A 24,312-nucleotide genomic window follows, 5' to 3' on the forward strand; every position below is an offset into this window, starting at 1 on the left:
AGATGCCGTTCCCGTAAGTCTGGGCGGCACCAACCGGGAGCCAGTTGGGTTTAATCCGTACGTCGGCGCTGTCAGTTCAGGATGGCGTCGACGAAGTTCTCGGCGTCGAACGGGGCGAGGTCGTCCGCGCCCTCGCCGAGCCCGATCAGCTTGACCGGGACGCCGAGGGACTTCTGGATCGCCACCACAATGCCGCCCTTGGCTGTTCCGTCCAGCTTGGTCAGGACGATCCCGGTGATGTTCACGACTTCGGCGAACACCCGGGCCTGGTTCAAGCCGTTCTGGCCGGTGGTCGCATCCAGGACCAGGAGCACCTCGTCCACCTCGGCCAGCTTCTCGATGACGCGCTTGACCTTGCCGAGCTCGTCCATCAGGCCGGTCTTGTTCTGCAGGCGGCCGGCGGTGTCGATCATCACGACGTCGACTTCCTGGTCGATGCCTGCCTTGACCGCTTCATAGGCGACGGACGCAGGGTCCGCACCGTCGACTTCGGACTTCACGGTGGGGACGCCGACGCGCTGTCCCCAGGTGGCGAGCTGCTCGGCGGCGGCGGCGCGGAACGTGTCCGCGGCACCCAGCAGGACATCCTTGTCCTCGGCGACGAGCACGCGGGCGAGCTTGCCCACCGTCGTGGTCTTTCCGACGCCGTTGACGCCCACCACCAGCACGACGGCGGGCTTGTCGGCGTGCCGCTCCACCCGGAGGGTGCGGTCCATCGTCGGGTCCACGAGCTTGATCAGTTCCTCACGCAGCAAAGCTTTGACCTGTTCCGGGGAGCGGGTGCCCAGCACCTTGACGCGTTCGCGGAGCGCGTCCACGAGCTGCAGGGTCGGCTCGGTGCCGAGGTCGGCGAGCAGGAGGGTTTCCTCCACCTCGTCCCAGACGTTCTCGTCGATCTTGTCCGCTGAGAGGAGCGCCAGCAGGCCCTTGCCCAGGATGTTGTTGGACTTCACGAGGCGTTCGCGGAGGCGGATCAGGCGGCCGGCGACCGGCAGCGGCGTCTCGACCGGAACGGTTTCCAGGCCGGCGACGTTGTCCGGGACTTCGACTGTCTCCAGATCCTCAACGTCGACCGTGCCGTCGCCCGGTGACACGCGTTCGCGCGCCGGTGCGGGGCGGTCCTCGAGGAGGGTTCCGCCGCCTGCACCAGGCTTCACGGGATCGTTCTCGTCACGCTTTCCCGGGTAGTTGGTGATGTTCTTCCGGGTCTTCATCAGGACCGGAATAAGCGCACCGAGGACCACCAGGGCGGCGAGAATGGGCAGAAGAATGGGGAGGATGTCGTTCACTCCCCTAGCTTCTCACAAACCGGAAAGCCGTCGCGGAGCCCGGAAACGCGGGCGGCCGTGCCGCAGACGCTGCCTCAGCCGGTGCCTCAGACCTGAGCGCCGAGGCGCTGGCTGATGACGGTCGAGACGCCGTCGCCGCGCATTGTGACGCCGTAGAGGGCGTCGGCAACTTCCATGGTGCGTTTCTGGTGGGTGATGATGATGAGCTGGCTGGATTCGCGCAGCTCCTCGAAGATGGTGATGAGCCGGCCCAGGTTGGTGTCGTCGAGGGCGGCCTCCACCTCGTCCATCACGTAGAACGGTGAGGGCCTGGCTTTGAAGATCGCGACCAGCAGGGCCACCGCGGTCAGCGACCGTTCGCCGCCCGAGAGCAGTGAGAGCCGCTTGATCTTCTTGCCGGCCGGACGTGCCTCGACCTCGATGCCGGTGGTGAGCATGTCGGAGGGGTCGGTGAGGACCAGCCGGCCCTCACCGCCGGGGAACAGCCGGGCAAAGATCCGGACGAACTGCGCAGCGGTGTCCTCAAAGGCCTCGGCAAAGACCTTCTGGACCCGCTCGTCGACTTCCTTGATGATGTCCAGCAGGTCTTTGCGGCTGGACTTGAGGTCCTCGAGCTGGGTGCTGAGGAACTGGTGGCGTTCCTCGAGGGCCGCGAATTCCTCAAGCGCCAGGGGGTTGACCCGGCCCAGGGCGGACAGGTCCCGTTCGGCCCGTTTGAGCCGTTTCTCCTGTTCCTCGCGGACGAAGGGTTTGCCGGCCACGATCTCGCGTCCGTCCTCGTCCACCGGGGCGCGCAGGGCCGCCCATTTGTCCGCCGATTCCGCGGCGGGCACGGGAACGGGCTGGTCCGGGCCGAAATCCGCCACGAGCTGGTCGGGGGTCAGTCCCAGCTCCTCGACGCTCCTGAGCTCAAGCGCTTCGATCCGGAGCCGCTGCTGGGTGCGGGCCAGTTCGTCGCGGTGCACGGAATCCGTCAGTTCAGCCAGTTCGCGGGCCAGCGCATCGTTGCTGCTGCGCACGGCGGCCAGCTCCGCATCCATCTGCTCCTTGCGTTCCTCGGCGCTGTCCCGTTCCTGCCGGGCGAGTTCCACCGAGACATCTATGAAACTGATCACCTGGCCGACCGCGGCGGAGACGGCTGCGGCGCGTTTGGCCTGGAGCCGGCGGCGGTGTGCCCGTTTGGCGGCCTCCTCCCGGGCGCGCCGCTCGGTGGCGGCTGCGCGTTCGAGCGACGACGCCCGGTTGCGGGTGGCCGTGAGCTGTTCCTCGGTGCTGCGCAGGGCAAGCCGGGCTTCCATTTCGGCGGTGCGGGCCAGCGAAGCAGCCAGGGCAAGGGCGTCACGGTGTTCCGGGGAGGGTTCCTCTTCGGCCGGTGCCTCCTGCGCGGCGGCGAGCCGGGCCGCCACGGCTGTGAGCGCAACCTGATCGCTGACGATGTTGGCCTCGGCCTTGGCAAGGGAAGCTGCGAGCCGCTCGCTTTCGCCGACGGCGCTGCGCAGCACGGAGTTCAGGTGCCCCAGGCGTTCGGCGACGGCCGCCAGCCGGGCATCCGACTCATGGAGTTTCTCCAGGGCGGCATCGGCGCGGTCCTGCGCCGCGGCCCGCCGGGCCTGGGCGGCGGCCAGGGCGAAGCGCTGGCGTTCCAGCTCGGCGGTCACGGCGGCAAGCCGTGCCGAGGCGTCGTCGACGGCGGCCTGCACCTCAATCAGGGAGGGGGCCTTGGCGGAGCCGCCGCTGACCGTCAGCGCCGTGAAGACGTCCCCGGACCTGGTCACAGCGGTCAGCTCCGGGTGGCCGGCAATCAATTGCGCCGCGTCATCCAGTCCTTCGACGACGGCGATGCCCGCCAGCAGTCCGGGCAGCGGCAGGCGGGAGGCTGCGTCCTCCGGCCCGGACGCCGTGACCAGGCGGGCGGCCCACCGTGCGCCCTCGGGAGCCTCGGCACCGGAGTCCGGCGGGGCTGCCGTTGCGCCCGCCAGCAGCAGGGCTGCGCGGCCGGCGTCGTCGTCTTTCAGCCGCTGCACGGCGGCGGCCGCGGCCCCGCCGTCCTGCACGACCACGGCGTCGGAGGATGCGCCGAGGGCCGCCGCGATGGCGGCCTCGAAACCTGGTTCAACCGTGATCATGGACGCCAGGGAACCAAGCACCCCGGAGATCCCCGCGCCAAGGACGTGGCCCGAGCCGTCCTTGCGGTTCAGGCCGAGCTGGAGGGCGTCGCGGCGGGCAATAAGCGCGCCGCGTTCCCGTTCGCCCTCCCGTTCGGCCGCCTTCAGCGCGTCGATCTCGGCGATGATGGCGTCGAGAGCCGCGCTGGCGTCCTCGTATTCGGCGTCGAGGGTTTCCTCGCCGTCCTCCACTCCGGCAACCTGGGATTCGAGGGCGGTGAACTCGCCGTGCGCCTGTCTGCGGCGTTCCTCCCCCGCCTTGAGGGATTCACGGAGCCGGCCGAGTTCCGCCTGCGCCGACTCCACCCGGGAGCGTGCTGCGCCGACCTGCCCGGCAAGTTTCGCCAGGCCCTCGCGGCGGTCCGCGGCGGCGCGGAGCAGGGACGCGAGCCGCTTGTCCTCGGCGGCTGCGGCCTTTTCGGCCTCCTGTTTGGCGGCCGTGGCGGCGTCCAGGGCGCTGCGGCGCTCTCCGATCTGGTGCTCCAGTCCGGCCTGTTCCGCCCGGACGGCGGCGGCCTGCCGGTCGAGCTTGTCCGGGTCGCGGCCGGAATCAGGGACGTTGTCGGAGGCCCCGAGCAGCCGGCGCCGCTCCTCTGCGAGCGAGCCGAGGGAACGTAGCCGCTCGCGTCCCGCGGAGAGCTGGTACCAGTCGTCACGGGCGGCGCTGAGTTTGGGCGTGGCCTCGGCGGCGAGCTGTTCGAGGCTGGCCTGCCGCTGCCTGCCGTCTTCCAGTTCCTGCCCGACGACGCCGCGACGGGCTTTGAGTGCGCTCTCGTCCGCTACGTCTTGGGCCAGGGCCGATTGGAGCTGGACCAGGTCGTCGGCGAGGAGCCGGGAACGCGCGTCGCGGACGTCGAACTGGACGGTCTGCGCGCGCCGTGCCACTTCCGCCTGCTTGCCCAGCGGCGTGAGCTGCCGCCGGATTTCACCGGTGAGGTCGCTGAGCCGTGCGAGGTTGGCCTGCATGGCTTCGAGTTTGCGGACGGTTTTTTCCTTGCGGCGGCGGTGCTTGAGGATGCCGGCGGCTTCTTCGATGAAGCCGCGCCGGTCCTCCGGGGTCGCGTGGAGCACCTTGTCCAGCTGACCCTGGCCAACGATCACGTGCATTTCCCGGCCCAGGCCGGAGTCGGACAGGAGTTCCTGGATGTCCAGGAGGCGGCAGCCGGCACCGTTGATCGCGTACTCCGAGCCGCCGGTGCGGAACAGGGTGCGCGAAATCGTGACTTCGCTGTAGTCGATCGGCAGGACGCCGTCGCTGTTGTCAATAGTGAGTGAGACGTGGGCGCGGCCCAGCGGCGGGCGGCCGGACGTGCCCGCGAAGATAACGTCCTCCATTTTGCCGCCGCGAAGGGTCTTAGCGCCCTGCTCGCCCATCACCCAGGCAAGGGCGTCCACCACATTGGACTTGCCGGAGCCGTTGGGGCCCACCACGGCGGTGACACCTGGTTCGAATTCGAAGGTCGTCGCCGAAGCGAAGGACTTGAATCCCCGGACGGTCAGGCTTTTGAGGTGCAAGGTGTTTCGGTTCTCCTGGCTGGCGGAAACGGCTGTTCCTGCCCCAAATCTACCGCCATCACGCCAAATTCAGCGGATTTAGGCTTTTCCCAAGGAAATCCTTTGCGGCGCTTCCGAGCCCAAACATAGGCTGGCGCGAAGAGTTGCCAGACAACTCGGGCCGGCGGGCTCACGCCGTCCCGACGTGGGAGAACGCAGTTCCGCGTTCCGCCACTGGCTTTGGGGACGTGTGGCTGGCAACTCAGTGTAGGGACAACTGAAAACTTGGTTCGCTGCCCCGGGGGGTGCGGCACAGGGCGGTACATCACGTTCCGGCCCGATACCGCCACCGCGTACTCACTCAGGAGTTCACATGTCCGTATCTTCAGCCGGTCGCACGCTGAAAGCTCTCCGCCGAGTCGGACTTCCCCTGACGGTCGCCCTTGTTGCAGCGCTCTTGCCGGTCGCCGCCGCGCCCGCACTGCTGCCGACTGCGAGCGCCGCGGATCCCTGCGCGCCGGTCCTGAACGCCGTGGCCTGCGAAAACTCCAAACCCGGAGCGCCACCTGAGGAATGGGACATAACCGGCGCCGGCGATGCGGACATCCAGGGGTTTTCGACCGAGATCAGTGTCAACGCGGGTCAGCCCATCAAGTTCAAGGTGGACACCACCGCGCCCAGCTACACCATCCGCATCTACCGGACCGGCTGGTACCAGGGCCTCGGCGCCCGCAAGATTGCCGACGTCACGCCGTCGGCCTTCCGGCAGACCCAGCCGCAGTGCCTCTCCGACGTCACCACGGAACTCTACGACTGCGGGACGTGGGCGGTGTCCGCGACCTGGCAGGTCCCCGCGACGGCGGTCTCCGGGGTCTACATTGCCTTGCTGACCCGGCCGGACAACGGCAACCAGAGCCACATCACGTTTGTAGTCCGCTCGGACGGCAGCCATTCCAACGTTGTCTTCCAGACTTCCGACACGTCCTGGCAGGCCTACAACGGCTATGGCGGCTCCGATTTCTACCACGGCGCCCAGAACGGCCGGGCCTACAAGATCAGCTACAACCGTCCCGTCAGTACACGGGACGGCATAGACGGCCGCGACTTTTTCTTCAGCAACGAGTACCCCTTGGTCCGTTTCCTGGAGAAGAACGGCTACGACGTCAGCTACATCAGCGGGGTGGACACTGACCGGAACGGAGCCCAGCTCCTCAACCACAAGGTCTTCCTCTCCGTGGGCCACGACGAATATTGGTCCGGCGCCCAGCGGGCCAATGTGGAGGCAGCACGCGACGCCGGCGTGAACCTGCAGTTTCTCTCCGGCAACGAAATGTACTGGCGGACACGGATGGAGCCTTCGCCTGTCGATGGAGCGGCGGGCCGCACCATCACGTCCTATAAGGAGACCTGGGCCTACGGCAAGATTGACCCCAGCACGGAGTGGACCGGTACGTGGCGCGATCCACGGTTCGCCGCCCAAGCCAACGGCGGCGGCCGGCCCGAGAACGCTGTGACTGGCACGATGTACATGTCCAATTTTACGGATTTGCCCATCACTGTTAGCGCCGCCGAGGGAAAGTCACGTCTCTGGCGCAACACCACCCTCGCGACGCTCGCCGCGGGGAACTCCGCGGAATTGGCGCCGCACACAGTGGGATACGAATCCAATGAGGATGTGGACAACGGGTTCAGGCCCGCGGGGCTGATCCGCCTGTCCACCACTACAGGGCCAACACCGCAGTATCTGGCGGATTTCGGGAACACGGTACAGGAGGGGACCACCACCCACCACATGACCATGTACCGCGCCCCCAGCGGGGCGCTGGTCTTTTCCGCGGGTACCGTGCAGTGGACGTGGGGCCTGGACCAGGAGCATGACGGGGACGGTGCGCCCGCGGATCCGCGGATGCAGCAGGCGCAGATCAATCTTTTGGCAGACATGGGTGCCCAGCCAGCCACCCGTGACACCGCGCTTAAGGCAGCGTCAGCCAGCAGCGATACGGCAGGTCCGACCGTGGCGATGTCGTCTCCGGCCGAGGGAGCCACGATTCCGCACGGCACGTCCGTCACAGTGTCCGGAACGGCCAGCGACATCGGCGGCATCGTGGCCGGAGTCGAAGTCTCGACCGACGGCGGAAGCAGCTGGCATCCTGCCCAAGGCAGGCAAACCTGGACTTACACCTATATTCAGAAGGGCCTCGTCACGGCCAGCATCAAGGTGCGCGCCGTGGATGACAGCGCCAATATCGGCACTCCCCTCACCCGCAACCTCCAGCTCACCGGACCGTACTCGATCTTCGGCCAGCAGGTGCCGGATGCCCCTGATTCCCAGGATGGAGGGGCCTATGAGCTTGGCTTGAAAGTCACTCCCAGCGTCGGCGGCTTCATCACTGGAGCCCGCTTCTACAAGAGCGCCGCGAATACCGGAACTCACACCGGTTCGCTGTGGAATGCCACCGGGCAGCGACTGGCAACAGCTACGTTCACTTCGGAAACGGCGTCCGGCTGGCAGCAAGTACTCTTCAGCCAGCCGGTTGAAGTCACCGCCGGGCAGCAATACGTCGTCTCGTACACCGCTCCCGGCGGCCGCTACGCCAGCGAAAACTACCAGTGGGCCAGCTCTGGCCTGACCGACCCGCCCTTGACCGTTGCCGGCGGGTTCGGGAGCCCTCAGGCCGGTGTGTACGGGGTAGCGGGTTCGTTTCCGACAAACAGTTACCAGAACGGCAACTACTTCGTCGATGCCCTGTTCGACACCGTCGACACGTCGGACCTGACCGCATCCGGACAGTGGCCGATGGACGGCTCATCGAGCGTCCCGCAGGCCACAACGGTGGGTGCTGTCTTCTCCAAGACCGTCACGGCTCCGACCCTCAAGTTGACGATGGCGGAATCCGGGACGGCGGTCGCGGGAACCACCGCCTACGACAACACCACGCGAAAGCTCACCTTCACCCCCGCAGCCGACTTGGAAACGGGCACTAATTACACCGCTACGCTCAGCGCCACGGACCAGAGCGGCGGCTCCGTGACAAGCGGCGCCACGTGGTCCTTTACAACGGTTGTCTCGCCGCTGGTGCCAGGCAGTTGCCCCTGCAGCCTCTATGATGACTCCGTCGTCCCGGGGATCCAGGAGGTCCGGGAAGGTGTGCCACTGACACTGGGAGTCCGTTTCTCCAGCACTACCGCCGGGACCGTCACCGGCGTCCGTTTCTACAAGTCTGCCGGCAATACCGGCACTCACACCGGCACCCTCTACACCGCGTCCGGACAACAGCTCGCCAGTGTCACTTTCGCAAATGAGAGTACGTCCGGCTGGCAGACGGCCAACTTCAATCAGCCCGTTGCCATGGCGGCGAACACTGAGTACATCGTGGCCTACAAGAGCGTTACCGGAACATACTCCGCGACAGCGAATGGCTTAGCGTCCGGACTAAGTGTCGGGAATCTGAGAACCCCGTCCGCCGCAGGTGCGTACTCCTACAGGCAAGATTTCGCCGGTGACCGTTCCAGCACCAGCTACCTTGTTGATGTGGTGGTCCAGTATCCTGATCTGCCGTTGGTGGCCGGCGAGCAGACGCCGCTTCCCGGCTCGTCGAGCGTCGCCTTGGACTCCACTGTCTCCGCGGTGTTGTCCAAAGCCGCGGCGGGCTCCAGTGTGGCAGTGACCTTGACCGGTCCCGGCTCTGTCGATGTTCCAGGTTCGGCCACTTATGACCCGCCGACGGGCAGGGTCGCCTTCACACCGGCGGCCCCACTGAGCCCCGCGACAAGGTACACAGCGACAGTGGCGGCGACGTCGACGACGGGACAACCGCTCAGCGCCGGCGGTACGTGGACCTTCACAACCGTTCCACCCCCTCGGCCCTACGGCGTCTGCCCGTGCTCGCTGTACCAGGACACCGTGACTCCCGGCGTCCTGGAATTCAATGAAGGGGTGCCCCTGACGCTCGGCGTACGGTTCTCCACCACTTCGCCCGGCCAGATCACGGGCATCCGCTACTACAAATCCGCGGGCAACACCGGACCCCACACCGGGGCCCTATATACCGCCTCCGGCCAACAGTTGGCGGCAGTCACCTTCACCGATGAATCCACGTCCGGCTGGCAGACCGCTTCATTCAGCCAGCCCGTGGACATCGCAGCGAACACCGATTACGTGGCCGCCTACCGCACTCCAGCCGGGATCTACTCGGCGACGCCGGCCGGTTTTGGTTCCGGAGGCACTACCGGACCGCTGCGCACCACCTCCGACTCCGGGGCATTCAACTACCACGGCGACTTTCCGTCGCATTCTTGGACCTCCAGTTACCTCGTGGACGTGGACTTCGTCGTGTCGGTGCCGCCAGTCAACGTGACATCCCAGCTGCCGGCGGCAGACTCCGTCGGCCTCCCGCTGACATCGAAACCGACGGTGACGTTGTCGGCGTCTATCCAGCCAGGCTTCACGTTTGAACTGTCAGCCAATGGTGCCGGCGTCGCCGGCACTTCCACCCTTTCGGAGGACGCCAGGACGATCACGTTCTTGCCGGCACAGCCACTGCCAGCGGCCACGGTGATTTCCGCCAGCGTCAGTCATGTCGTCTCGGTCGAAGGCGCCGAGCTGGCGCCGCTCAGTTGGCAGTTCACCACTTCCGACCCCACCGGCCCGGAGCAGTCGCTGTTCGGCCCGCTGCTGCCGGCGGTACCCGCCGCGTCCGGGGACACTTCCTCGATTGAGCTCGGCACCGCCTTCTCAGTGTCAACGGCTGGCAGTGCGACGGGCGTGAGGTTCTACAAGGGCCAGGGGAACACCGGAACACATGTCGGTTCGCTGTGGAATGCCGCCGGGGAGCGATTGGCACAGGTGAGTTTCTCGGACGAGACAGCCACCGGCTGGCAAACAGCCACGTTCCCGGCCCCCGTCGCGCTGGAACCGGGTCAGACTTACGTGGTGTCGTACCTGGCTCCGAATGGCAACTATGCCTACACCCCGGCGTTCTTCTCGGAACCGTGGATCAATGGCATCCTGTCGGCGCCAGGCCCGAACAACGGCCGGTACCAGTACGGGTCCGGCGGTTCTATGCCGTCGAACTCCTGGAACGCCACCAATTACTTCGTCGACGTCGTCTTCGCACCCGCATCCCCCTGACCTCCATCGATGGCTCCACAACTGCCCTTTTGAGGCGTGATAACGGCAGTTATGGAGCAATCGACGGGTGGTTGGTGGTCAGTACCTCGGTGCCCGTGCAGCCTGGAGTCCGCGGGGTGGCTTAGGCTGCGACTCAGGCCGGGCGCGGGACACCAAGCAGGCTCAAGCTGTGACTCAGACCGGGCGCGGGACACAAGCCAGGCCCAGGCAGCGGCTCAGGCAGCGCGAGGGGCTCAGCGATGTGGGCTACGGGCCCTGAGCGCGACCCGTTCCTCCGGGAGCGCTCGTTGAGGCGGCCGTGTTGCCTTGTTCTCCTGCATCCGCTGCTCCCTAACTGCCCTTCTGAGGCTTGAAAACGGCAGTTATGGAGCAGTCGGCGGGTGGTAGCCGGGTCAGCGCACCACTGACGGGGACCAGGCGTGCTCGATGAAGAGGGAGGGGCGGGACGCCGGATCCGCGTTGATCTGCCAGATATCGCTGTCACCGGCGGCGCCGTCGCGGGCGAGCCCGTAGAGCAGGGTCTGGTTGTCCAGCCACTCGACCTGGTCGTCCATGCTGCGCGGCTCGGACAGTACGGTTTCCTGCCCGGTGGCCAGGTCCAGGAACGCGGCACGCCAGTGCGGGGTCAGTGTTCCCCCGGTGTTCTTCTTGTACGCGATCCGGGTGCCGTCGGGAGAAAGCGAAGGGCACTCCACGCCGTCGTGGATTGCCGTGAGCGTGCGCGCCGACATGCTCCCCTTGACCAGCCAGATGCGGCCCGATGATGCCGCCGTCGCGTAGAAGGTGTCGCTATCGCCCGGAGCGAAGGTCACACCCCAGATGTTGCGGTCCGCCGCCGTGATCCGTGTGCCGTTGACTATCAGCGCGAAGTCCTCCAGGTTCCCCGTTCCGCCGCCGCCCTGCGCCCCGGTAATAGACGTCTCGGTGGAGAAGCCCGCAGTACCGTAGGCGTGTCCCGAGACAAACACCGTGGTGGATACCAAGGAGCCGTCCGGGCTCATGCGTGTCCGGCTGGGAATGCCCGGCAGGGCCCAGCTCCTGGTCGGCTGCCATTCCGCGTTCAGCAGGACCGCTTCGAAGCTGGTCACGAGGCCGCGGTTGGTCTTCAGGCAGACGATGTTCTGCAGCGTGCCGTACACCCTGTCGCAGGCCACCGCCGCCAAAGACCGCGCACCGGCGGGGTCGGACAGCGGGACGGTGCCGATTGTTCCGTAGCCCTGGCCTGGCGCGGTATTGCGGAAAATGACTGAGGCCTTCGTCAGCACGGCGGCGCCGGATGCCACCCGTGCCGTCGATACCGCCGCCTTGCTCTCCTGGAAGCGACCGAACGCGGTCGCGGCGTAGGCTCCGGCGGCGGCGATGACCAGCGCCGTGATGACCAGCAGAATCCCCCAGCGCGCCCTGCTCCCGGCGGGGGTCAAGTTGCCGGCCTCTGCAGCATGCCGCCACGCAGGATATACCAGGACGCCACGACGCCGGCGGCAAGGCAGGTGGCCACCACCACCATCGCAACGGCGGGACCCAGCGCGAACCACAGGACACCAAAGCCCACGGAGGCGGCCATCCGGCTGAGCGCCACCACCGTCTGGGCGGCGCCAAGCCCGGTGGCAAGTTTGTCCGGCGGTGTCAGTTGGCTCGCCAGCGCCGACAGCACGCCGTCCGTCGCGGCGTAGAAGGCACCGAGCAGAACCAGGCAGGCAACGGTCGGCCCGAATCCCCCGATCGGCGCCGCGGCCAGCAGGTAGCAGGCCAGGAGGGCGACGTGCCCGATGATAAAGACCCTCGCCTTCCCCCAGCGGTCCGCGAGGCGGCCCAGCGGAATGGCGAGGAGCAGGAACACCACATTCGTGCCCACGTAGAGCAGGGGAAACCACTGCACGGCGAAGGAGTCCCGGTCCTGGAGCACCAGGTAGATGAAGCCGTCCCCCACCGTCAGCAGGCCCAGAATTCCGGCGGCAACCAAGAGCCGGCCAAGTCCCGGCTCACGCAGCAGGCGCCAGCGGAATCCCCACGCCGGCCGGGGTTTGCTGTCCGGCCGCACGCTGTCCGGCTCCCCCGTGACCCGCCCCGCCCTGTCAGTCCGACGGGTTCTCAGGTTCGGCACCAGGAGAGTCAGCACGGCCACACCGATGACGGCGAAGGCCAGGGACACAACAAACACGGTGCCGTACCCGTTGGGGATCAGCATGAGGATAAGGAAGGCCAGCAGCGGACCGCCCGCAGCCCCGATATTGTCCAGCATCCGGTGCACCCCGAAGTGCCGCGCCAGATATTCAGGCTGGGCTGACACCGCGATCAACGCGTCGCGGGGGGCTGTGCGGATGCCCTTGCCAATGCGGTCTGCCGTTACGACGGCGGTCAGGGCCCAGAATCCGCTGGCGAACAGGAGGCCGATCCGGGCCAGCATGGAGAGGCCGTACCCTGCGACCGCGACGCCTTTGGGGCGCCCGATGCGGTCGGAAGCATAGCCCGCAGCCATCCGGACAATGGCGCTCGCGCCCTGGTTGATTCCGTCGAGAAATCCGAACGCAATGGTGGACAGGCCGAGGAACCCAGTGATGTACAGGGGCAGGATGGCGGACACGGATTCGGACGAGACGTCGGTGAGCATGCTCACCACGCCCAGCCAGATAATCACCGGCGAGAGACGAAAGGGCCTTTTCAGGGGTTCGACCGCGCCGCCCGGCTCCAACGCCTGCAGGTCCTTTTTGCCGCCGTTGCGGTCCGACATGGAGATGTACATGGCGCTACCCCCCTGCCGCCGTGTGCAGGTTTCCCAGGAGCATGAACCGTGTGCCGCCCGTGCCTGTGGTTGAGGCCGTGAGGGTCACCGAATCGGCACCCCGGCTGAACCGCAGTGCCCGTTCTCCGGCCGCGGCGGGCACGGGTTCAGACCAGAACCCCACGCCGCCCAGGACCTGCTGGAAGTGCCCGGCAACCGAGTCCTGGCTCAAGCCGGCGATCGCGTCGGCGGCCACCTGCAGGGTTCCCTCGGCTGGGGAGACCGACGTCGAGACCACCACTGTTCCCTCCGGAAACCGGAGGGCGTCCACGGGAAACCCGTCCACGATTTTGCCTTGGGCGGATGCCGCCGCCGGCAAGGGCGCGCTGATGAGTGGCGCGGGCGGCGAGGGCATGGGCAGCCCGGTAGGAGTCGCGCTCACGGGCGGAAGGACTTCACGGCCCAGAGGGACGGCGGCCGAACCATCGTTGGAACCGCCGGTCGGGCTGGGCGCACCAACGCCGGCCCCTGCCGGGGCCGCTCCCGGAGCCGCTGCGTCAGTAGTGCCTGGATCCGGGGTGGAGCCGGCGGGCGGCGGACTGCTGCCTGCCGGCGCTGGAGCATGCGACGCCGAAGGCTCTCCGGCCGTCATCTGGTCCAGCACGACGGCGGTGCCTCCCAGAATCGCCGCCACGCCGACACCCGCGATGACGAGACGCCTGGCTTTCACCGGCTGTTCCCGGGCCGGCCGAAAGCATTGACTAAGACCATGGTTGTGATTCCCCTAGCACCCATCGCCACAGTCTTTCAGCGCGATGTTGGGAGCGTAAGAGTAGTACTACTTGTTTTACGGGCGTCCGCTACCAGCGTCCGTTCCGCGGCCGGGGCTGGCAGACCGGGCACGTGTAGGAAGAACGGTTCATGAACTGGTCACGCCGGAGGATACTGACAAGCCCAGCATCGGCGCAGCGACGGCATTCCTTGCCCTCCCGGCCGTAGGCGTTGAGGGAGCGGTCGAAGTAGCCGGACGCGCCGTTGACGTTGACGTACAGCGAGTCGAAGCTGGTGCCTCCGGCCGCGAGGGCGTCGGTCATGACCTCGCGCGCGGCGTCGAGGACCCGCTCGGCTTCAGCCCTCCGGAGGGTGTCCGTGGGCCGGGCGAAGTGCAGCCGCGCCTTCCAGAGCGCCTCGTCCGCGTAGATGTTGCCGATTCCGGAGACAAGGCCCTGGTCCAGGAGGGCGCGTTTGAGGCCTGTCTTGCGGGTCCGGAGGCGGCGGTAGAACTCATCGAAGGAGAAGCAGGGGTCCAGCGGGTCCCGCGCGATGTGCGCGGCTTCCTCGGCAATAAGCGGCAGGGGCGTTTCGGCGAGTCCGCCGGGACCGCCGTCGGACGTGGGGATCAGCGAGGTGAGAAAGAGCCCGCCGAAGATCCGCTGGTCAACGAACCGGAGCTGCCCCGGCATGCCGTCAGCGGGGCTGAGGCGCAGGCGGACTTTCAGGTGCTTCTCGTCCGGCACACCCGCGTCCTGCATCAGCAGCTGCCCGGACATGCCCAGGTGCGCCATGAGCGCCACCGCGGGCGTGGAGGATTCGGCTGCGCCGTTCCCGGGACCAGCCGCGGGAGCGTCCGCGGGGGTGTCCGTCAGCGGCATCCACAGGAATTTTCCGCGCCGGACCACGTCCAGGACACGGGCCCCCTCAAGGTTGCCGGCGAAGTCCTCCGGGCCGAGCGCGTGCCGGCGGACGGAGCGCGGATCCACCACCTCAACAGCGGTGATGGTCCGGCCCCGCACCCAGCTCACCAGGCCGCGGCGGACAACTTCGACCTCGGGCAGTTCAGGCACGGTGTGTGCCTAGGCGCCGGTCTGGGACTGCAGCTGCTGCGCGCCGGGCGCGGCCGCTTCGGCCGGCGCCGCAGCATCCGGCGCAACAGTCGACGGCGCCGACAGCCTGCGCCACGCATCCGCGGCAGCTTCCTGCTCGGCTTCCTTCTTGGAGTTGCCCGAGCCGGTGCCGTAATCGTTGCCGCCGATGCGCAGGATCGCTTCGAAGGTCCGGGCGTGGTCCGGCCCGGAGCCCTCCACAGCGTAATTGATCGTCCCGAGCTGACGGCTCGCCGCCAGCTCCTGGATGCTGGTCTTCCAGTCGGTGCCGGCGCCAAGCGCGGCAGCATCCTTCAGCAGCGGCCCGATCAGGCGCATGACCAGCTGGCGTGCCGTCTCGATGTCGTTGGAGATATAGGTGGCACCGATCAGCGCCTCCATGGTGTCTGCGAGGATGGACGCCTTGTTTTTGCCTTCGGTGAGCTTTTCGCCTTGTCCGAGGTAGATGTACTCACCAAGACCGATGCTGCGGCCGATGCCCGCGAGGGCCCGGGTGCTGACGACGGCGGAGCGGCGCTTGGCCAGCTCCCCCTCGGGCAGGGTGGGGTTGTCACGGTACAGCGCGTCGGTTACCGAGAACCCCAGAATGGAGTCGCCCAGGAACTCGAGCCGTTCGTTGGTGGGGATGCCGCCGTTTTCGTAGGCGTAGGAACGGTGTGTGAGCGCAAGACGAAGCGTCCCGGCGTCAATAGTGACACCGAGACGCTTCAGAAGCTCTTCAGTTGAAGACATCTTAGTCAGCCAGTTGGCGGATTAGACGTCTGCGACCTTGCGGCCCTTGTATTCAAGGAACAGCGCGGTGCCAGCCGAGTCGGTAACGACCTTTGCCTGGTGCGGCAGGCTGTACGTGACCTGGCCGTTCTCGACAGTCTTCACCAGGTGGGGGGCAGTTGCCTTCCACTGGGAGCGGCGGGCGCGGGTATTCGAGCGAGACATTTTCCGCTTCGGGACAGCCACGGCTAACTCATTTCTCTCTAGTCCAACACTTACAAATCAGTTTTGCCGGTCAGGCTTAGCCAAGTCAGCTAGGGCAGCCCAGCGAGGATCTACAACCTCGTGGTGATGCCCCGGCTCGTCTTCCAGGCGAACTCCACATTCGGAGCAAAGGCCCTGGCAGTCTTCCCGGCACACCGGCTGGAACGGCAGCATGGTTACAACTGCGTCCCGCAACACCGGCTCAAGATCGATTAGATCGTGCTCGACTCGACGTTGCTCTTCTTCGTCTTCTTCATCCGAGAACTCAGCGTCCTCGTAGAAGAAAAGTTCTTGCACATTGACCTCGAGGTCATACGCAAGGGGATCCAGGCATCGGCCGCACTCGCCGGTTACTCCGACGTTCGCGGTACCTGATACCAAAATTCCTTCGTGTACGGCCTCCAGCCGCAGATCCAGCTCGACATCCGAGCCTTCCTGCACGCCAATGAGTGCCACACCAAGATCACCCGGTGCGGGTACATGTTCCGTCAGCGTCCGCATGCTTCCCGGACTGCGTCCGAGGTCCTTGACGTCGAACGCCAAGGGCGAACTAGCATCTCGTTTAATGAGAACTCCTGTTGAACATATGACCGACGTACTATCTTAGCCTGATCTTCCGGGCGGACTCAAACCGGGGCACGCCTGCGGTTTCCACCGCAGTCCAGCCCCGAAACGGGCCGCGCAACCGGCAGCAGGCCGCCGAGTACCGATCAAGCTTACCCTCTGCGCGGCTAGTCCTGGACCGGCCCGCCCGAGTGCAGCCGTTTCAGCACCGAACGGGGCACAAACTCGGACACATTGCCGCCGAGCGTGAACACTTCCTTGATCAGGGTCGAGGACAAGTGCAGGTAGTGGCTTTCGGCGGGCAGGAAGACTGTCTCGACGCCGGTGAGCTGCCGGTTCATGGTCGCCATCGGCAGTTCATAGTCGAAGTCGGAGGAGGAACGGAGGCCCTTGACGATCGCGGACACTCCCCGCCGGCGGCAGTACTCGGCGAGGAGTCCCTCCCCCACCGGTTCCACCACGATTCCTTGCAGGGAGGCCAGGGTTTCCTTGGCCATGTCGATCCGCTCTTCGAGCGTGAAACGGTATTTTTTGGCGTAATTCGTGGAGACGCCCACGATGACCTCGTCAAAGAGGCCAGCGGCCCTGGCAATGACTTCCAGGTGGCCGTTGTGGATGGGGTCAAAGGAGCCAGGGCATACGGCGCGTCTCATGCTCCGAACCTACCGTATTGGTGCCGCGGGCCGGGATAGCATGGCGGGATGTCAGCATCGAACATTCCCTTCTCCGTGTCCGGGGGCGTGGTCCTCGTGACGGGAGCCGCCATGGGCATGGGCCGCCTGTACGCCCTGCGAGCGGCCCGCGAGGGCGCCGGCGTCGTGATTCTCTGGGACGTCGACGCGGACGCTCTGGCGGAGACCGCCGCGGAGGTCACCGCCCTCGGAGCGCGCGCCGTCGTCCGGCAGGTGGACCTCGCCGACCGCACGGCGATTGCCGAGGCCGCGTCCGAGAGCAGGGCGGAAGGTCCGCTGACGCTGCTGGTCAACAACGCCGGAATCGTCCGTGGCGCGCTCTTCTGGGACCACAGCCCGGAGCGTGACATCGCCCTGACCATGGACGTCAACGCGCTGGCGCCGATGTACGTCACCCACGCGTTCCTCCCGGACATGATGGCCGACGCCGGCCGGCCGCGCCGGATCCTGAACATCGCTTCCGCCGCCGGTACCGTGTCCAACCCGAGGATGAGCGTCTACGCGGCCTCCAAGTGGGCCGTGATCGGCTGGAGCGACTCGCTGCGGCTGGAACTCGAACAGCAGGGCTATGGCCATCTCAAGGTCACGACGTTCTGCCCCAGCTACATCTCCACCGGCATGTTCGACGGCGCCCGCGGCCCGCTGCTGACTCCCCTGATGACTCCGGAGGACGCCGTGGACCGGGCCTGGCGGGCCACCGTCGCCGGACAGCCGCAGCTGATCGCCCCCGCGACCGCGCAGCTGGGCAAGGTCCTGCGCGGCATCCTGCCCGTGCGGGCCTGGGACTTCGTGGGTGGGAAGGTCTTCGGGATCTACTCCACCATGGACAAGTTCACCGGGCGGGACCAGAAGGCGGGTACCCGATGAACTCCCCCCTGCAGTTCCCCTGGCAGCGGACCGCGACCGGCGCCAACCTGCTCTCCCCCGACGGCACGCTCGGCGTGACCATCTTCGAGGAGATGACCACCCTCGCGCTCCAGACCGGCGCCATCAACCTGGGCCAGGGTTTCCCGGACGAGGACGGCCCGGTGGAGATCAAGGCTGCCGCGCAGGCCGCCATCGCCGCCGGAGCCAACCAGTACGCCCCCGGCAAGGGCATCCTGGAGCTGCGCGAGGCCATCTCGTTCCACCAGGAGCGCTTCTACGGCCTGAAACCGGATCCGCAGACGGAGATCATCGTCACCACCGGCGCCACTGAGGCCATTGCCGCCTCGCTGCTCGCGCTCGTGGGCCCCGGCGATGAGGTCATCACCTTCGAGCCGTTCTACGACTCCTACGGCGCGATCATCGGCCTGTCCGGCGCCCGCCACGTCACAGCCCCGCTGCTGGCTCCGGATTTCCTGCCGGATCTGGACGCCCTCGAAGCGGCGTTCAGCAGCCGCACCAAGGTGGTGCTGCTCAACAACCCGCACAACCCCACCGGCGCGGTGTTCCCCCGCGAGGTGCTGGAACGCGTCGTCGAGCTCGCCGCCCGGCACGACGCCGTGATCATCAGCGACGAGGTCTACGAACACCTCACGTTCGGTGTCCGCCACATCCCGGTGGCCACCCTGCCGGGCGCAGCGGAGCGCACCCTGACCATCTCCTCCGCCGGGAAGACCTTCTCTTTTACCGGTTGGAAGATCGGCTGGCTCTGCGGCCCGGAGCACCTGGTCTCGGCCGCCCGCACCGTCAAGCAGTTCCTGAGCTACAGCTCCGGCACCCCGTTCCAGAGCGCCATCGCGGCGGGCCTCGCCCTGCCGGACGAGTTCTACGCCGGCATCGCCGACACCCTCCAGCTCAAACGCGACATCCTCAGCGAGGGCCTGCGCGCCGCCGGGCTGGACGTGTACACCCCTCAGGGGACGTATTTCGTGAACGTGGACACCGCGCCCCTGGGCATCACCGACGCACTGGACCTGGCCCGCCGGCTGCCCGCGCTCGTGGGCGTCGCAGCCATCCCTGTGTCCGTGTTTTGCCATCCGGAAGGCGCCGAACGCACCCGGAGCCTGCTGCGGTTCGCATTCTGTAAGAGGATTGACGTCCTGCAGGAGGCCGCCGAACGGCTCGCGGCACTCCGCGACATCCTCTGATGACGGACACACCCGCAGCCTCCCGCTTCCTGCGCACCACGGGCCAGCACGCCACGATCGAGCCCGATGCCTTCACCGAGGGCGGTTTTGTGCTCAGCATTGGCGGGGCGGAACAGTCCCACGTCAATCTCTCGGACCCCTCGGACATCTTCTACGAGTACCTGCGCAGGATCGGCCACGTGGTGGATCTCGCGGCGCCGTGGGGCGAACCCATCACGGCCCTCCATCTCGGGGCCGGAGCCCTGACGCTGGCCCGCTACATCCAGGCCACGCGGCCGGGGTCCGTGCAGTACGCCGTGGAGCTGGAACGGGAGCTGCTGGACTTCGTACTGCAGCAGCTCCCCCTGCCCGGCGGCACCGGACTGCACACCCTCATCGGCGACGCGCGGGACGCCCTGGCCGAGCTGCCGCCGGAGCTGCGCTTCGACGTCGTGATCCTGGATATTTTCTCCGGGCCCGAGGCTCCGGAGCACATCGCCTGCACGGAGTTCTACCTTGAGGCCGCGGCGAAACTCAGCGCCCGCGGTGTGCTGATCGTCAACGTGGGCGACGAGCCGGGGCTCACCCTGGTCCGGAGCCAGGTGGCCGCGCTGCGCCGGGCGGTGGCCGACGTCGCCGCCTTTGCCGAGGCCGGCATGTTCAGCGGCCGGTATCCCGGCAACATCATCCTGACCGGGACGCAGGGGCCGTGGCCGGAGATGTGGACCGCGGCGCTCACCGCCCGCGGGCCGCACCCCGGGAAGGTGCTCTCCGGCGTCGCGCTGGATCCTTTCTCAGACCAGCCGGGCTGACGCCCTGTGGCGGCGATTCTCCTGACCGGCATGTCCGGCGCCGGAAAGTCCACGGTGCTGGCGGAGCTTGCCCGGCGCGGCTTTGAAACGGTGGACACTGACGACGGCGGCTGGATCCGCGTGCGCGGCGGCGAACCGTTGTGGGACGAGCACCTGATGGACCGGCTGCTGTCCCGGCCGCGGCCGGGTCCCCTGTTTGTGCTGGGAACGGTCGCCAACCAGGGGCGCTTCTACGACCGCTTTGACGCGGTGGTGCTCCTCAGCGCGCCGGCCGCGGTGATCCTGGAACGCCTCCGGACCCGGACGACAAACCACTTCGGTAAGTCGGCGGACGAACGGGCTCAAATTCTGAGGGACATCGCGGACGTGGAGCCGCTGCTGCGCGCGGGATCCACGCACGAGCTCGACACCAGGCGTCCGCTGGAAGAAACCGTCGGTGCGCTGATCGCGATCGCCGCGCCGTGTGCCAGCTGACGTCACGGCAGGCACGTTATTGGCAGGGCGGAGCCTCGGTCTTCGCGGAATGACGGCGTGCGGGGCGGCCGGCAGGACCAAAAGACTGCCCGGCGTGACGCTGTAACCAAGCTGCGGGCTTAGTACGGCTGGTCCGCGTCGGTGCCGTCGGCCGGGCCCTCGTCCACGCCGGGTTCGGCGAACCAGAGTTTCGTCTCCCCGTACTTGCGTTCCGCGAACCGCTCCAGTCCGTCCGGCCATGACGGCTCGGGAGCCCGGGAGGAACGCTCCGCGACGACGACGGCGCCCTCGGCCAGGTGCGGGAGCAGCTTGGCCAGCACCACGGCCAAAGCGGGTTCGTCGAGCGGGTAGGGCGGATCTAGGAAGACGAGGTCCCAGAGGATCCCGGCCTGGGTCCGGTCCAGGAACGATTCGACCTTGGAGCGGTGCACGGAGACCACCTTGTGCCGAGCCACCGTGTTGACGAGGTCCGCGTTGCGCTGGCAGACCTCGCTGGCCTTGCCGTCGAATTCCACCAGGTCCACGGCCTTCGCGCCGCGGCTGGCGCTTTCCACGCCGAGTGACCCGGAGCCGGCGTAGAGGTCCAGTACCCGGGCGTCGGCGATGACCTCGAAGGCGTCCAGCCGGGAGAAGAGCGCCTCCTTGACCCGGTCCGTCGTCGGGCGGGTCAAGGATCCGGGGACGCTGACCAGGGTGGTTCCGCCCGCGGCGCCCGCAATGATGCGGCTCATGGCCGTGCCCCCTGAGACACATGCACGAGTGCCTGGTTTCGGTTAGCCGCGTTCAAGGAACGCCTCCTTTTCCGGATTGAGGTATTCGTCGATCGCCGCGGCGAGTCCGGGGTGGGCGCCCAGGGACGGGTCGCCGCCGACGATCTGCCAGGCATCCTGCCGTGCCCGGGCGATCACGTCCTCGTGCTCCAGGACCCGCAGCAGCTTCAGGGTGGACCGGCCGCCGGACTGGGAAGCGCCCAGGATGTCGCCTTCACGGCGCAGCTTGAGGTCCTCCTGGGAGAGCTCGAATCCGTCGGTGGTGGCCGCGACGGCTTCGAGCCGGCGCCGGCTCGGGTGGCCGGGTTCCAGCGTGGTCACGAGCAGGCAGGTGCCCGGCAGGCCGCCGCGGCCCACCCGGCCGCGGAGCTGGTGGAGCTGGGAGATGCCGAAGCGGTCCGCGTCCAGGATCACCATAAGCGTGGCGTTGTGGACGTCCACGCCCACTTCGATCACCGTGGTGGAGACCAGCAGCTTGGTCTGGTTGGCGGTGAAGGACGCCATGGTCTCGGACTTCAGCACCGGGTCCTGCCGGCCGTGCAGCGGGGCCACCGTCACGCCGGCCAGCGCCGGTTCGTCCCGGAGCTGTTCGACGACGCCGGTCACCGACGCCAGTTCGCGCGCCCCGTTGTCGCCTTCGAGGTCCGCGGCGGACGGTTCGGCCTCCCCGGGGCTGAAGTCGCCGTCGTCGTCGGTACCGATCTTGGGGCAGACCACATAGACCTGGTGGCCGGCGTCGATCTCCTCCCGGGAGCGGCTCCAGAGGCGGCCGAGCCAGGCGGGGTGCTCGGCGAGCCCGACGACGTGCGTGGTGATGGGTGCGCGGCCGGCGGGGAGCTCGTCCAGGATGGAGGTCTCGAGGTCCCCGAACACGGTCATGGCCACGGTCCGCGGAATGGGCGTGGCGGTCATGACCAGCAGGTGCGGGGGTTTGCTCGCCTTGGACCGGAGCACGTCCCGCTGTTCGACGCCGAAACGGTGCTGTTCATCGACCACGATCAGGCCGAGGTCGTAGAAGGAGACGTTTTCGCTCAGCAGCGCGTGGGTGCCGATGACGATCCCGGCGGTGCCTGAGGCGGCGTCCAGCATGGCCTGCTTCCGGGCGGCGGTGGGCATGGAGCCGGTCAGCAGCGAGACCTGGACGGCGTCGGAACCGAGGCCCCCCAGCAGGCCGTCCCGGGACAGCGGCCCGAGCGTGCGGCGGATGGACTCGTAGTGCTGCGCGGCGAGGACCTCGGTGGGGGCCAGCAGGGCGGCCTGTCCCCCGGCATCCACCACCTGCAGCATGGCGCGCAGGGCCACGATCGTCTTGCCGGACCCGACTTCGCCCTGAAGCAGCCGGTTCATCGGCGAGTCCTGGGCGAGCTCCGCGGCCAGCGTTTTGCCGACGGCGGCCTGGCCGGCGGTCAGCGTGAACGGCAGCTGCCGGTCGAAGGCGGCCAGCAGTCCCTCCGCAACGGGCCGGCGGGCGGTGGCCTCCTCCGCGGCGAGCTGGGCGCGGCGCCGGGCCAGGGCCGACTGGAGCACCAGGGCTTCCTGGTAGCGGAACCGGTCGCGGGCGCGCTGCCAGTCCGGGGGCGTCTGCGGGGCGTGGATGAGCCGGTACGCGTCCGCGACCGGCAGGAATTTCTCCCGCGCGGCAATCCCGGCCGGCAACGGGTCCGGCAGTGCGTCCAGGTCCGCGGTGTCCAGCAGTGTGGTGACGACCTTCTGGATGGACCAGCTGGTCAGCTTGGCCGTGGCCGGGTACACCGGGATGGGCATGGCGGCAAGCTTCTCCGGGTCCATGCCGGGAATGTCCGGGTCCTCGTCCAGCAGCTGGAACTCGGGGTTGGTCAGCCCCAGGGAGCCGGCGTAGCGGGTGATCTTTCCGGAGAAGAGGGCGCGGCGGCCCGGCTGCAGCTCGGCCTTGGCCCGGAAGCCGTTGAAGAAGCTCACCTTCAGCGTGCCGCCGCCCATCCCGGTGCCCGGGGAGGCGGCGTCGTCGGAAATCACGACGTCGGTCAGCGAACCGCGGCGGGCGCGCATGGACCGGGTGCTGCTGGAGACGACGCGGGCAATGAGGGTCACTTCCTCATCGAGCGGGACCTCGCTGATGGGAGTGAGTTCGCCGCGGTTCAGGTAGCGGCGGGGGAAATAGTTCAGCAGCCCGCCGACGGTGGTGATGCCGAGGTGCTTTTCAATGACCGCCGCGGAACGCTTGCCAATCCGGCGCTCCAGGCCGACGTGCAGTTCGGCGTTGTGAAGGTCAGCGTCCATGTCCGTCCGGGTTCTCCGGCACGGCGAGCTCGCTGACGCTGATGTCCGAGGGCACACCGAGGGAACGGATCAGGGTGACTGCCGGCTCGGCGTCGGGCACGTGGACGTGGACCCGCCAGCGGTAGGCGCCGGACTCGTCGGGGGCCCCGCCGACCTGGCTCATAATCACGGAGTCGCCCATTTCGTCGAGCCGCTGGCGCATCATGGCGGCGTCGAGCGGGGAAAGAGTGATGGTGCACATGACTTCCACACCTTCGTCCCGCGGCATGCCGGCGTGGATGTGCGGGTCCTGAACGTTGTAGCCGTGCAGTCCGTCCAGCAGCTGGTCCTGAAGTTCCTCGCCGAGGACGGCGGCGCGGAGGCAGTCGAGGATCAGCAGCATTCCGACGCCGCCGGCATCAACCACGTGGGCGTTGTGCAGGGCCTCCAGCTGGTCTTCGGTGCGCACCACGGCCGCGGCGGCGGCTTCCACCGCGGCGTCCAGCGCCAGGCCAAGGGTGTGGTTGCTGTCGTCGCCGTCGTGCGCCGAGTCCACGGCGGCCGCGGCGCGGGCGGCGGCTTCCATCACGGAGAGCATGGTTCCGGGTACCGGGTCGCTCAACGCGGACCAGGCCCGGAGCTGGGCCCGGTTCAGCGCGGCGGCCAGCAGCGGAGCGCTCAGCCGGTGGTGGCCCGCGAGGGGCTCGGCGGCGGCGCAGAGGAACACGGCGAACAGCGTCCCGGAGTTGCCGCGGGCCTGTTCCATGGCGGTCTGGCCCGCCTGTGCGAGGACGGCGCCGACGTCGTTCTGGGCCGGATCCGGCGGGCCGAACGCATGCACCGGCGAATCCGGGCTGATCTGCGGCAACGCGGCGGTATCCAGGCTCTGGAGCGCCCGGGCGGCGGCACGCACGGTCAGGTAGAGGTTGGTGCCGGTATCGCCGTCGGCGACAGGAAAGATGTTGATGGCGTTCAGGCGGTCGCTGTGGTTTCCAAGGGTTGTTTCTGCCTTGCTCAACCACCGCTTCATCGCTTGCGCGTTGGCGGCAATT

Annotated in this window: 18 protein-coding genes; 5 read left to right on the forward strand and 13 right to left on the reverse strand. The window is 67.6% G+C overall.

Annotated features, from left to right (window positions below; all coding sequences use genetic code 11):
• Positions 1 to 71: 71 nt before the first annotated feature.
• Positions 72 to 1,289: a signal recognition particle-docking protein FtsY gene (ftsY, locus tag AC1DC5_RS09345; protein WP_476864924.1), complete on the reverse strand. Its 1,218-nt coding sequence runs from the start codon at positions 1,287 to 1,289 to the stop codon at positions 72 to 74.
• An 86-nt stretch (positions 1,290 to 1,375) separates the two neighbouring features.
• The gene (gene smc / locus AC1DC5_RS09350; RefSeq protein ID WP_476864925.1) at positions 1,376 to 4,969 is read right to left on the reverse strand and encodes a chromosome segregation protein SMC; all 3,594 of its coding nucleotides are present in this window, start codon (positions 4,967 to 4,969) and stop codon (positions 1,376 to 1,378) included.
• A 352-nt stretch (positions 4,970 to 5,321) separates the two neighbouring features.
• Between smc and AC1DC5_RS09355 the strand changes: the two genes are divergently transcribed.
• On the forward strand, positions 5,322 to 10,079 hold the full coding sequence (locus AC1DC5_RS09355; RefSeq protein WP_476864926.1) for a DUF4082 domain-containing protein: 4,758 nt from the start codon (positions 5,322 to 5,324) through the stop codon (positions 10,077 to 10,079).
• Between the two features lie 392 nt (positions 10,080 to 10,471).
• On the opposite strand, the gene AC1DC5_RS09360 is transcribed toward AC1DC5_RS09355, so the two are convergent.
• The 8 genes from AC1DC5_RS09360 to coaD form a co-directional block, all read right to left on the reverse strand.
• Complete coding sequence (locus tag AC1DC5_RS09360; protein WP_476864927.1) at positions 10,472 to 11,500, reverse strand: TolB family protein; 1,029 nt, start codon at positions 11,498 to 11,500, stop codon at positions 10,472 to 10,474.
• Positions 11,497 to 12,822: an MFS transporter gene (locus AC1DC5_RS09365; RefSeq protein WP_476864928.1), complete on the reverse strand. Its 1,326-nt coding sequence runs from the start codon at positions 12,820 to 12,822 to the stop codon at positions 11,497 to 11,499. The genes AC1DC5_RS09360 and AC1DC5_RS09365 overlap by 4 nt, the downstream gene beginning before the upstream one ends.
• Before the next feature lie 4 nt (positions 12,823 to 12,826).
• The gene (locus tag AC1DC5_RS09370) at positions 12,827 to 13,531 is read right to left on the reverse strand and encodes a hypothetical protein (protein WP_476864929.1); all 705 of its coding nucleotides are present in this window, start codon (positions 13,529 to 13,531) and stop codon (positions 12,827 to 12,829) included.
• Positions 13,532 to 13,661: 130 nt separating this feature from the next.
• The gene (mutM, locus tag AC1DC5_RS09375; RefSeq protein ID WP_476864930.1) at positions 13,662 to 14,645 is read right to left on the reverse strand and encodes a bifunctional DNA-formamidopyrimidine glycosylase/DNA-(apurinic or apyrimidinic site) lyase; all 984 of its coding nucleotides are present in this window, start codon (positions 14,643 to 14,645) and stop codon (positions 13,662 to 13,664) included.
• 9 nt (positions 14,646 to 14,654) lie between these two features.
• Positions 14,655 to 15,416: a ribonuclease III gene (gene rnc / locus AC1DC5_RS09380; RefSeq protein WP_441406508.1), complete on the reverse strand. Its 762-nt coding sequence runs from the start codon at positions 15,414 to 15,416 to the stop codon at positions 14,655 to 14,657.
• Between the two features lie 21 nt (positions 15,417 to 15,437).
• Positions 15,438 to 15,641 carry a 50S ribosomal protein L32 gene (gene rpmF / locus AC1DC5_RS09385; protein WP_009356569.1) on the reverse strand — a complete coding sequence of 68 codons (204 nt, stop codon included), beginning with the start codon at positions 15,639 to 15,641 and terminating at the stop codon, positions 15,438 to 15,440.
• 36 nt (positions 15,642 to 15,677) lie between these two features.
• Positions 15,678 to 16,202, reverse strand: a complete 525-nt coding sequence (locus AC1DC5_RS09390) for a YceD family protein (protein WP_441406509.1) — start codon at positions 16,200 to 16,202, stop codon at positions 15,678 to 15,680.
• 188 nt (positions 16,203 to 16,390) lie between these two features.
• On the reverse strand, positions 16,391 to 16,876 hold the full coding sequence (coaD, locus tag AC1DC5_RS09395) for a pantetheine-phosphate adenylyltransferase (protein ID WP_441406510.1): 486 nt from the start codon (positions 16,874 to 16,876) through the stop codon (positions 16,391 to 16,393).
• Between the two features lie 48 nt (positions 16,877 to 16,924).
• Between coaD and AC1DC5_RS09400 the strand changes: the two genes are divergently transcribed.
• Genes AC1DC5_RS09400 through AC1DC5_RS09415 form a run of 4 tightly spaced genes read left to right on the forward strand, consistent with a single transcriptional unit; the run spans position 16,925 to position 20,252 of the window.
• On the forward strand, positions 16,925 to 17,782 hold the full coding sequence (locus tag AC1DC5_RS09400) for an SDR family NAD(P)-dependent oxidoreductase (protein WP_476864931.1): 858 nt from the start codon (positions 16,925 to 16,927) through the stop codon (positions 17,780 to 17,782).
• Complete coding sequence (locus tag AC1DC5_RS09405; RefSeq protein WP_476864932.1) at positions 17,779 to 18,987, forward strand: aminotransferase class I/II-fold pyridoxal phosphate-dependent enzyme; 1,209 nt, start codon at positions 17,779 to 17,781, stop codon at positions 18,985 to 18,987. The genes AC1DC5_RS09400 and AC1DC5_RS09405 overlap by 4 nt, the downstream gene beginning before the upstream one ends.
• A complete protein-coding gene (locus tag AC1DC5_RS09410; RefSeq protein WP_476864933.1) occupies positions 18,987 to 19,778 on the forward strand; it encodes a spermidine synthase in 792 nt (263 codons plus the stop codon). The genes AC1DC5_RS09405 and AC1DC5_RS09410 overlap by 1 nt, the downstream gene beginning before the upstream one ends.
• A gap of 6 nt (positions 19,779 to 19,784) precedes the next feature.
• Positions 19,785 to 20,252, forward strand: coding sequence for an AAA family ATPase (locus AC1DC5_RS09415; protein ID WP_476864934.1), 468 nt, complete (start codon positions 19,785 to 19,787; stop codon positions 20,250 to 20,252).
• A 119-nt stretch (positions 20,253 to 20,371) separates the two neighbouring features.
• Here AC1DC5_RS09415 and rsmD read toward each other — a convergent pair whose 3' ends face one another.
• The 3 genes from rsmD to AC1DC5_RS09430 are packed head-to-tail and all read right to left on the reverse strand — an operon-like array spanning position 20,372 to position 24,290.
• A complete protein-coding gene (gene rsmD / locus AC1DC5_RS09420; RefSeq protein ID WP_476864935.1) occupies positions 20,372 to 20,983 on the reverse strand; it encodes a 16S rRNA (guanine(966)-N(2))-methyltransferase RsmD in 612 nt (203 codons plus the stop codon).
• 42 nt (positions 20,984 to 21,025) lie between these two features.
• Positions 21,026 to 23,281: an ATP-dependent DNA helicase RecG gene (locus AC1DC5_RS09425; RefSeq protein WP_476864936.1), complete on the reverse strand. Its 2,256-nt coding sequence runs from the start codon at positions 23,279 to 23,281 to the stop codon at positions 21,026 to 21,028.
• On the reverse strand, positions 23,271 to 24,290 hold the full coding sequence (locus AC1DC5_RS09430) for a DAK2 domain-containing protein (RefSeq protein ID WP_476865000.1): 1,020 nt from the start codon (positions 24,288 to 24,290) through the stop codon (positions 23,271 to 23,273). Before AC1DC5_RS09430 ends, AC1DC5_RS09425 begins: the two co-directional genes overlap by 11 nt.
• Positions 24,291 to 24,312: the final 22 nt, after the last annotated feature.

The organism is Arthrobacter sp. 10L424, from assembly GCF_056395325.1.

Bases quoted from the DNA above. Each gene is read 5' to 3' on its own strand.
- AC1DC5_RS09355 (WP_476864926.1), top strand. From the start codon at position 5,322: ATGTCCGTATCTTCAGCCGGTCGCACGCTGAAAGCTCTCCGCCGAGTC.
- AC1DC5_RS09365 (WP_476864928.1), bottom strand. From the start codon at position 12,822: ATGTACATCTCCATGTCGGACCGCAACGGCGGCAAAAAGGACCTGCAG.
- rnc (WP_441406508.1), bottom strand. From the start codon at position 15,416: ATGTCTTCAACTGAAGAGCTTCTGAAGCGTCTCGGTGTCACTATTGAC.
- coaD (WP_441406510.1), bottom strand. From the start codon at position 16,876: ATGAGACGCGCCGTATGCCCTGGCTCCTTTGACCCCATCCACAACGGC.
- AC1DC5_RS09400 (WP_476864931.1), top strand. From the start codon at position 16,925: ATGTCAGCATCGAACATTCCCTTCTCCGTGTCCGGGGGCGTGGTCCTC.
- AC1DC5_RS09405 (WP_476864932.1), top strand. From the start codon at position 17,779: ATGAACTCCCCCCTGCAGTTCCCCTGGCAGCGGACCGCGACCGGCGCC.
- AC1DC5_RS09410 (WP_476864933.1), top strand. From the start codon at position 18,987: ATGACGGACACACCCGCAGCCTCCCGCTTCCTGCGCACCACGGGCCAG.
- rsmD (WP_476864935.1), bottom strand. From the start codon at position 20,983: ATGAGCCGCATCATTGCGGGCGCCGCGGGCGGAACCACCCTGGTCAGC.
- AC1DC5_RS09425 (WP_476864936.1), bottom strand. From the start codon at position 23,281: ATGGACGCTGACCTTCACAACGCCGAACTGCACGTCGGCCTGGAGCGC.
- AC1DC5_RS09430 (WP_476865000.1), bottom strand. From the start codon at position 24,290: ATGAAGCGGTGGTTGAGCAAGGCAGAAACAACCCTTGGAAACCACAGC.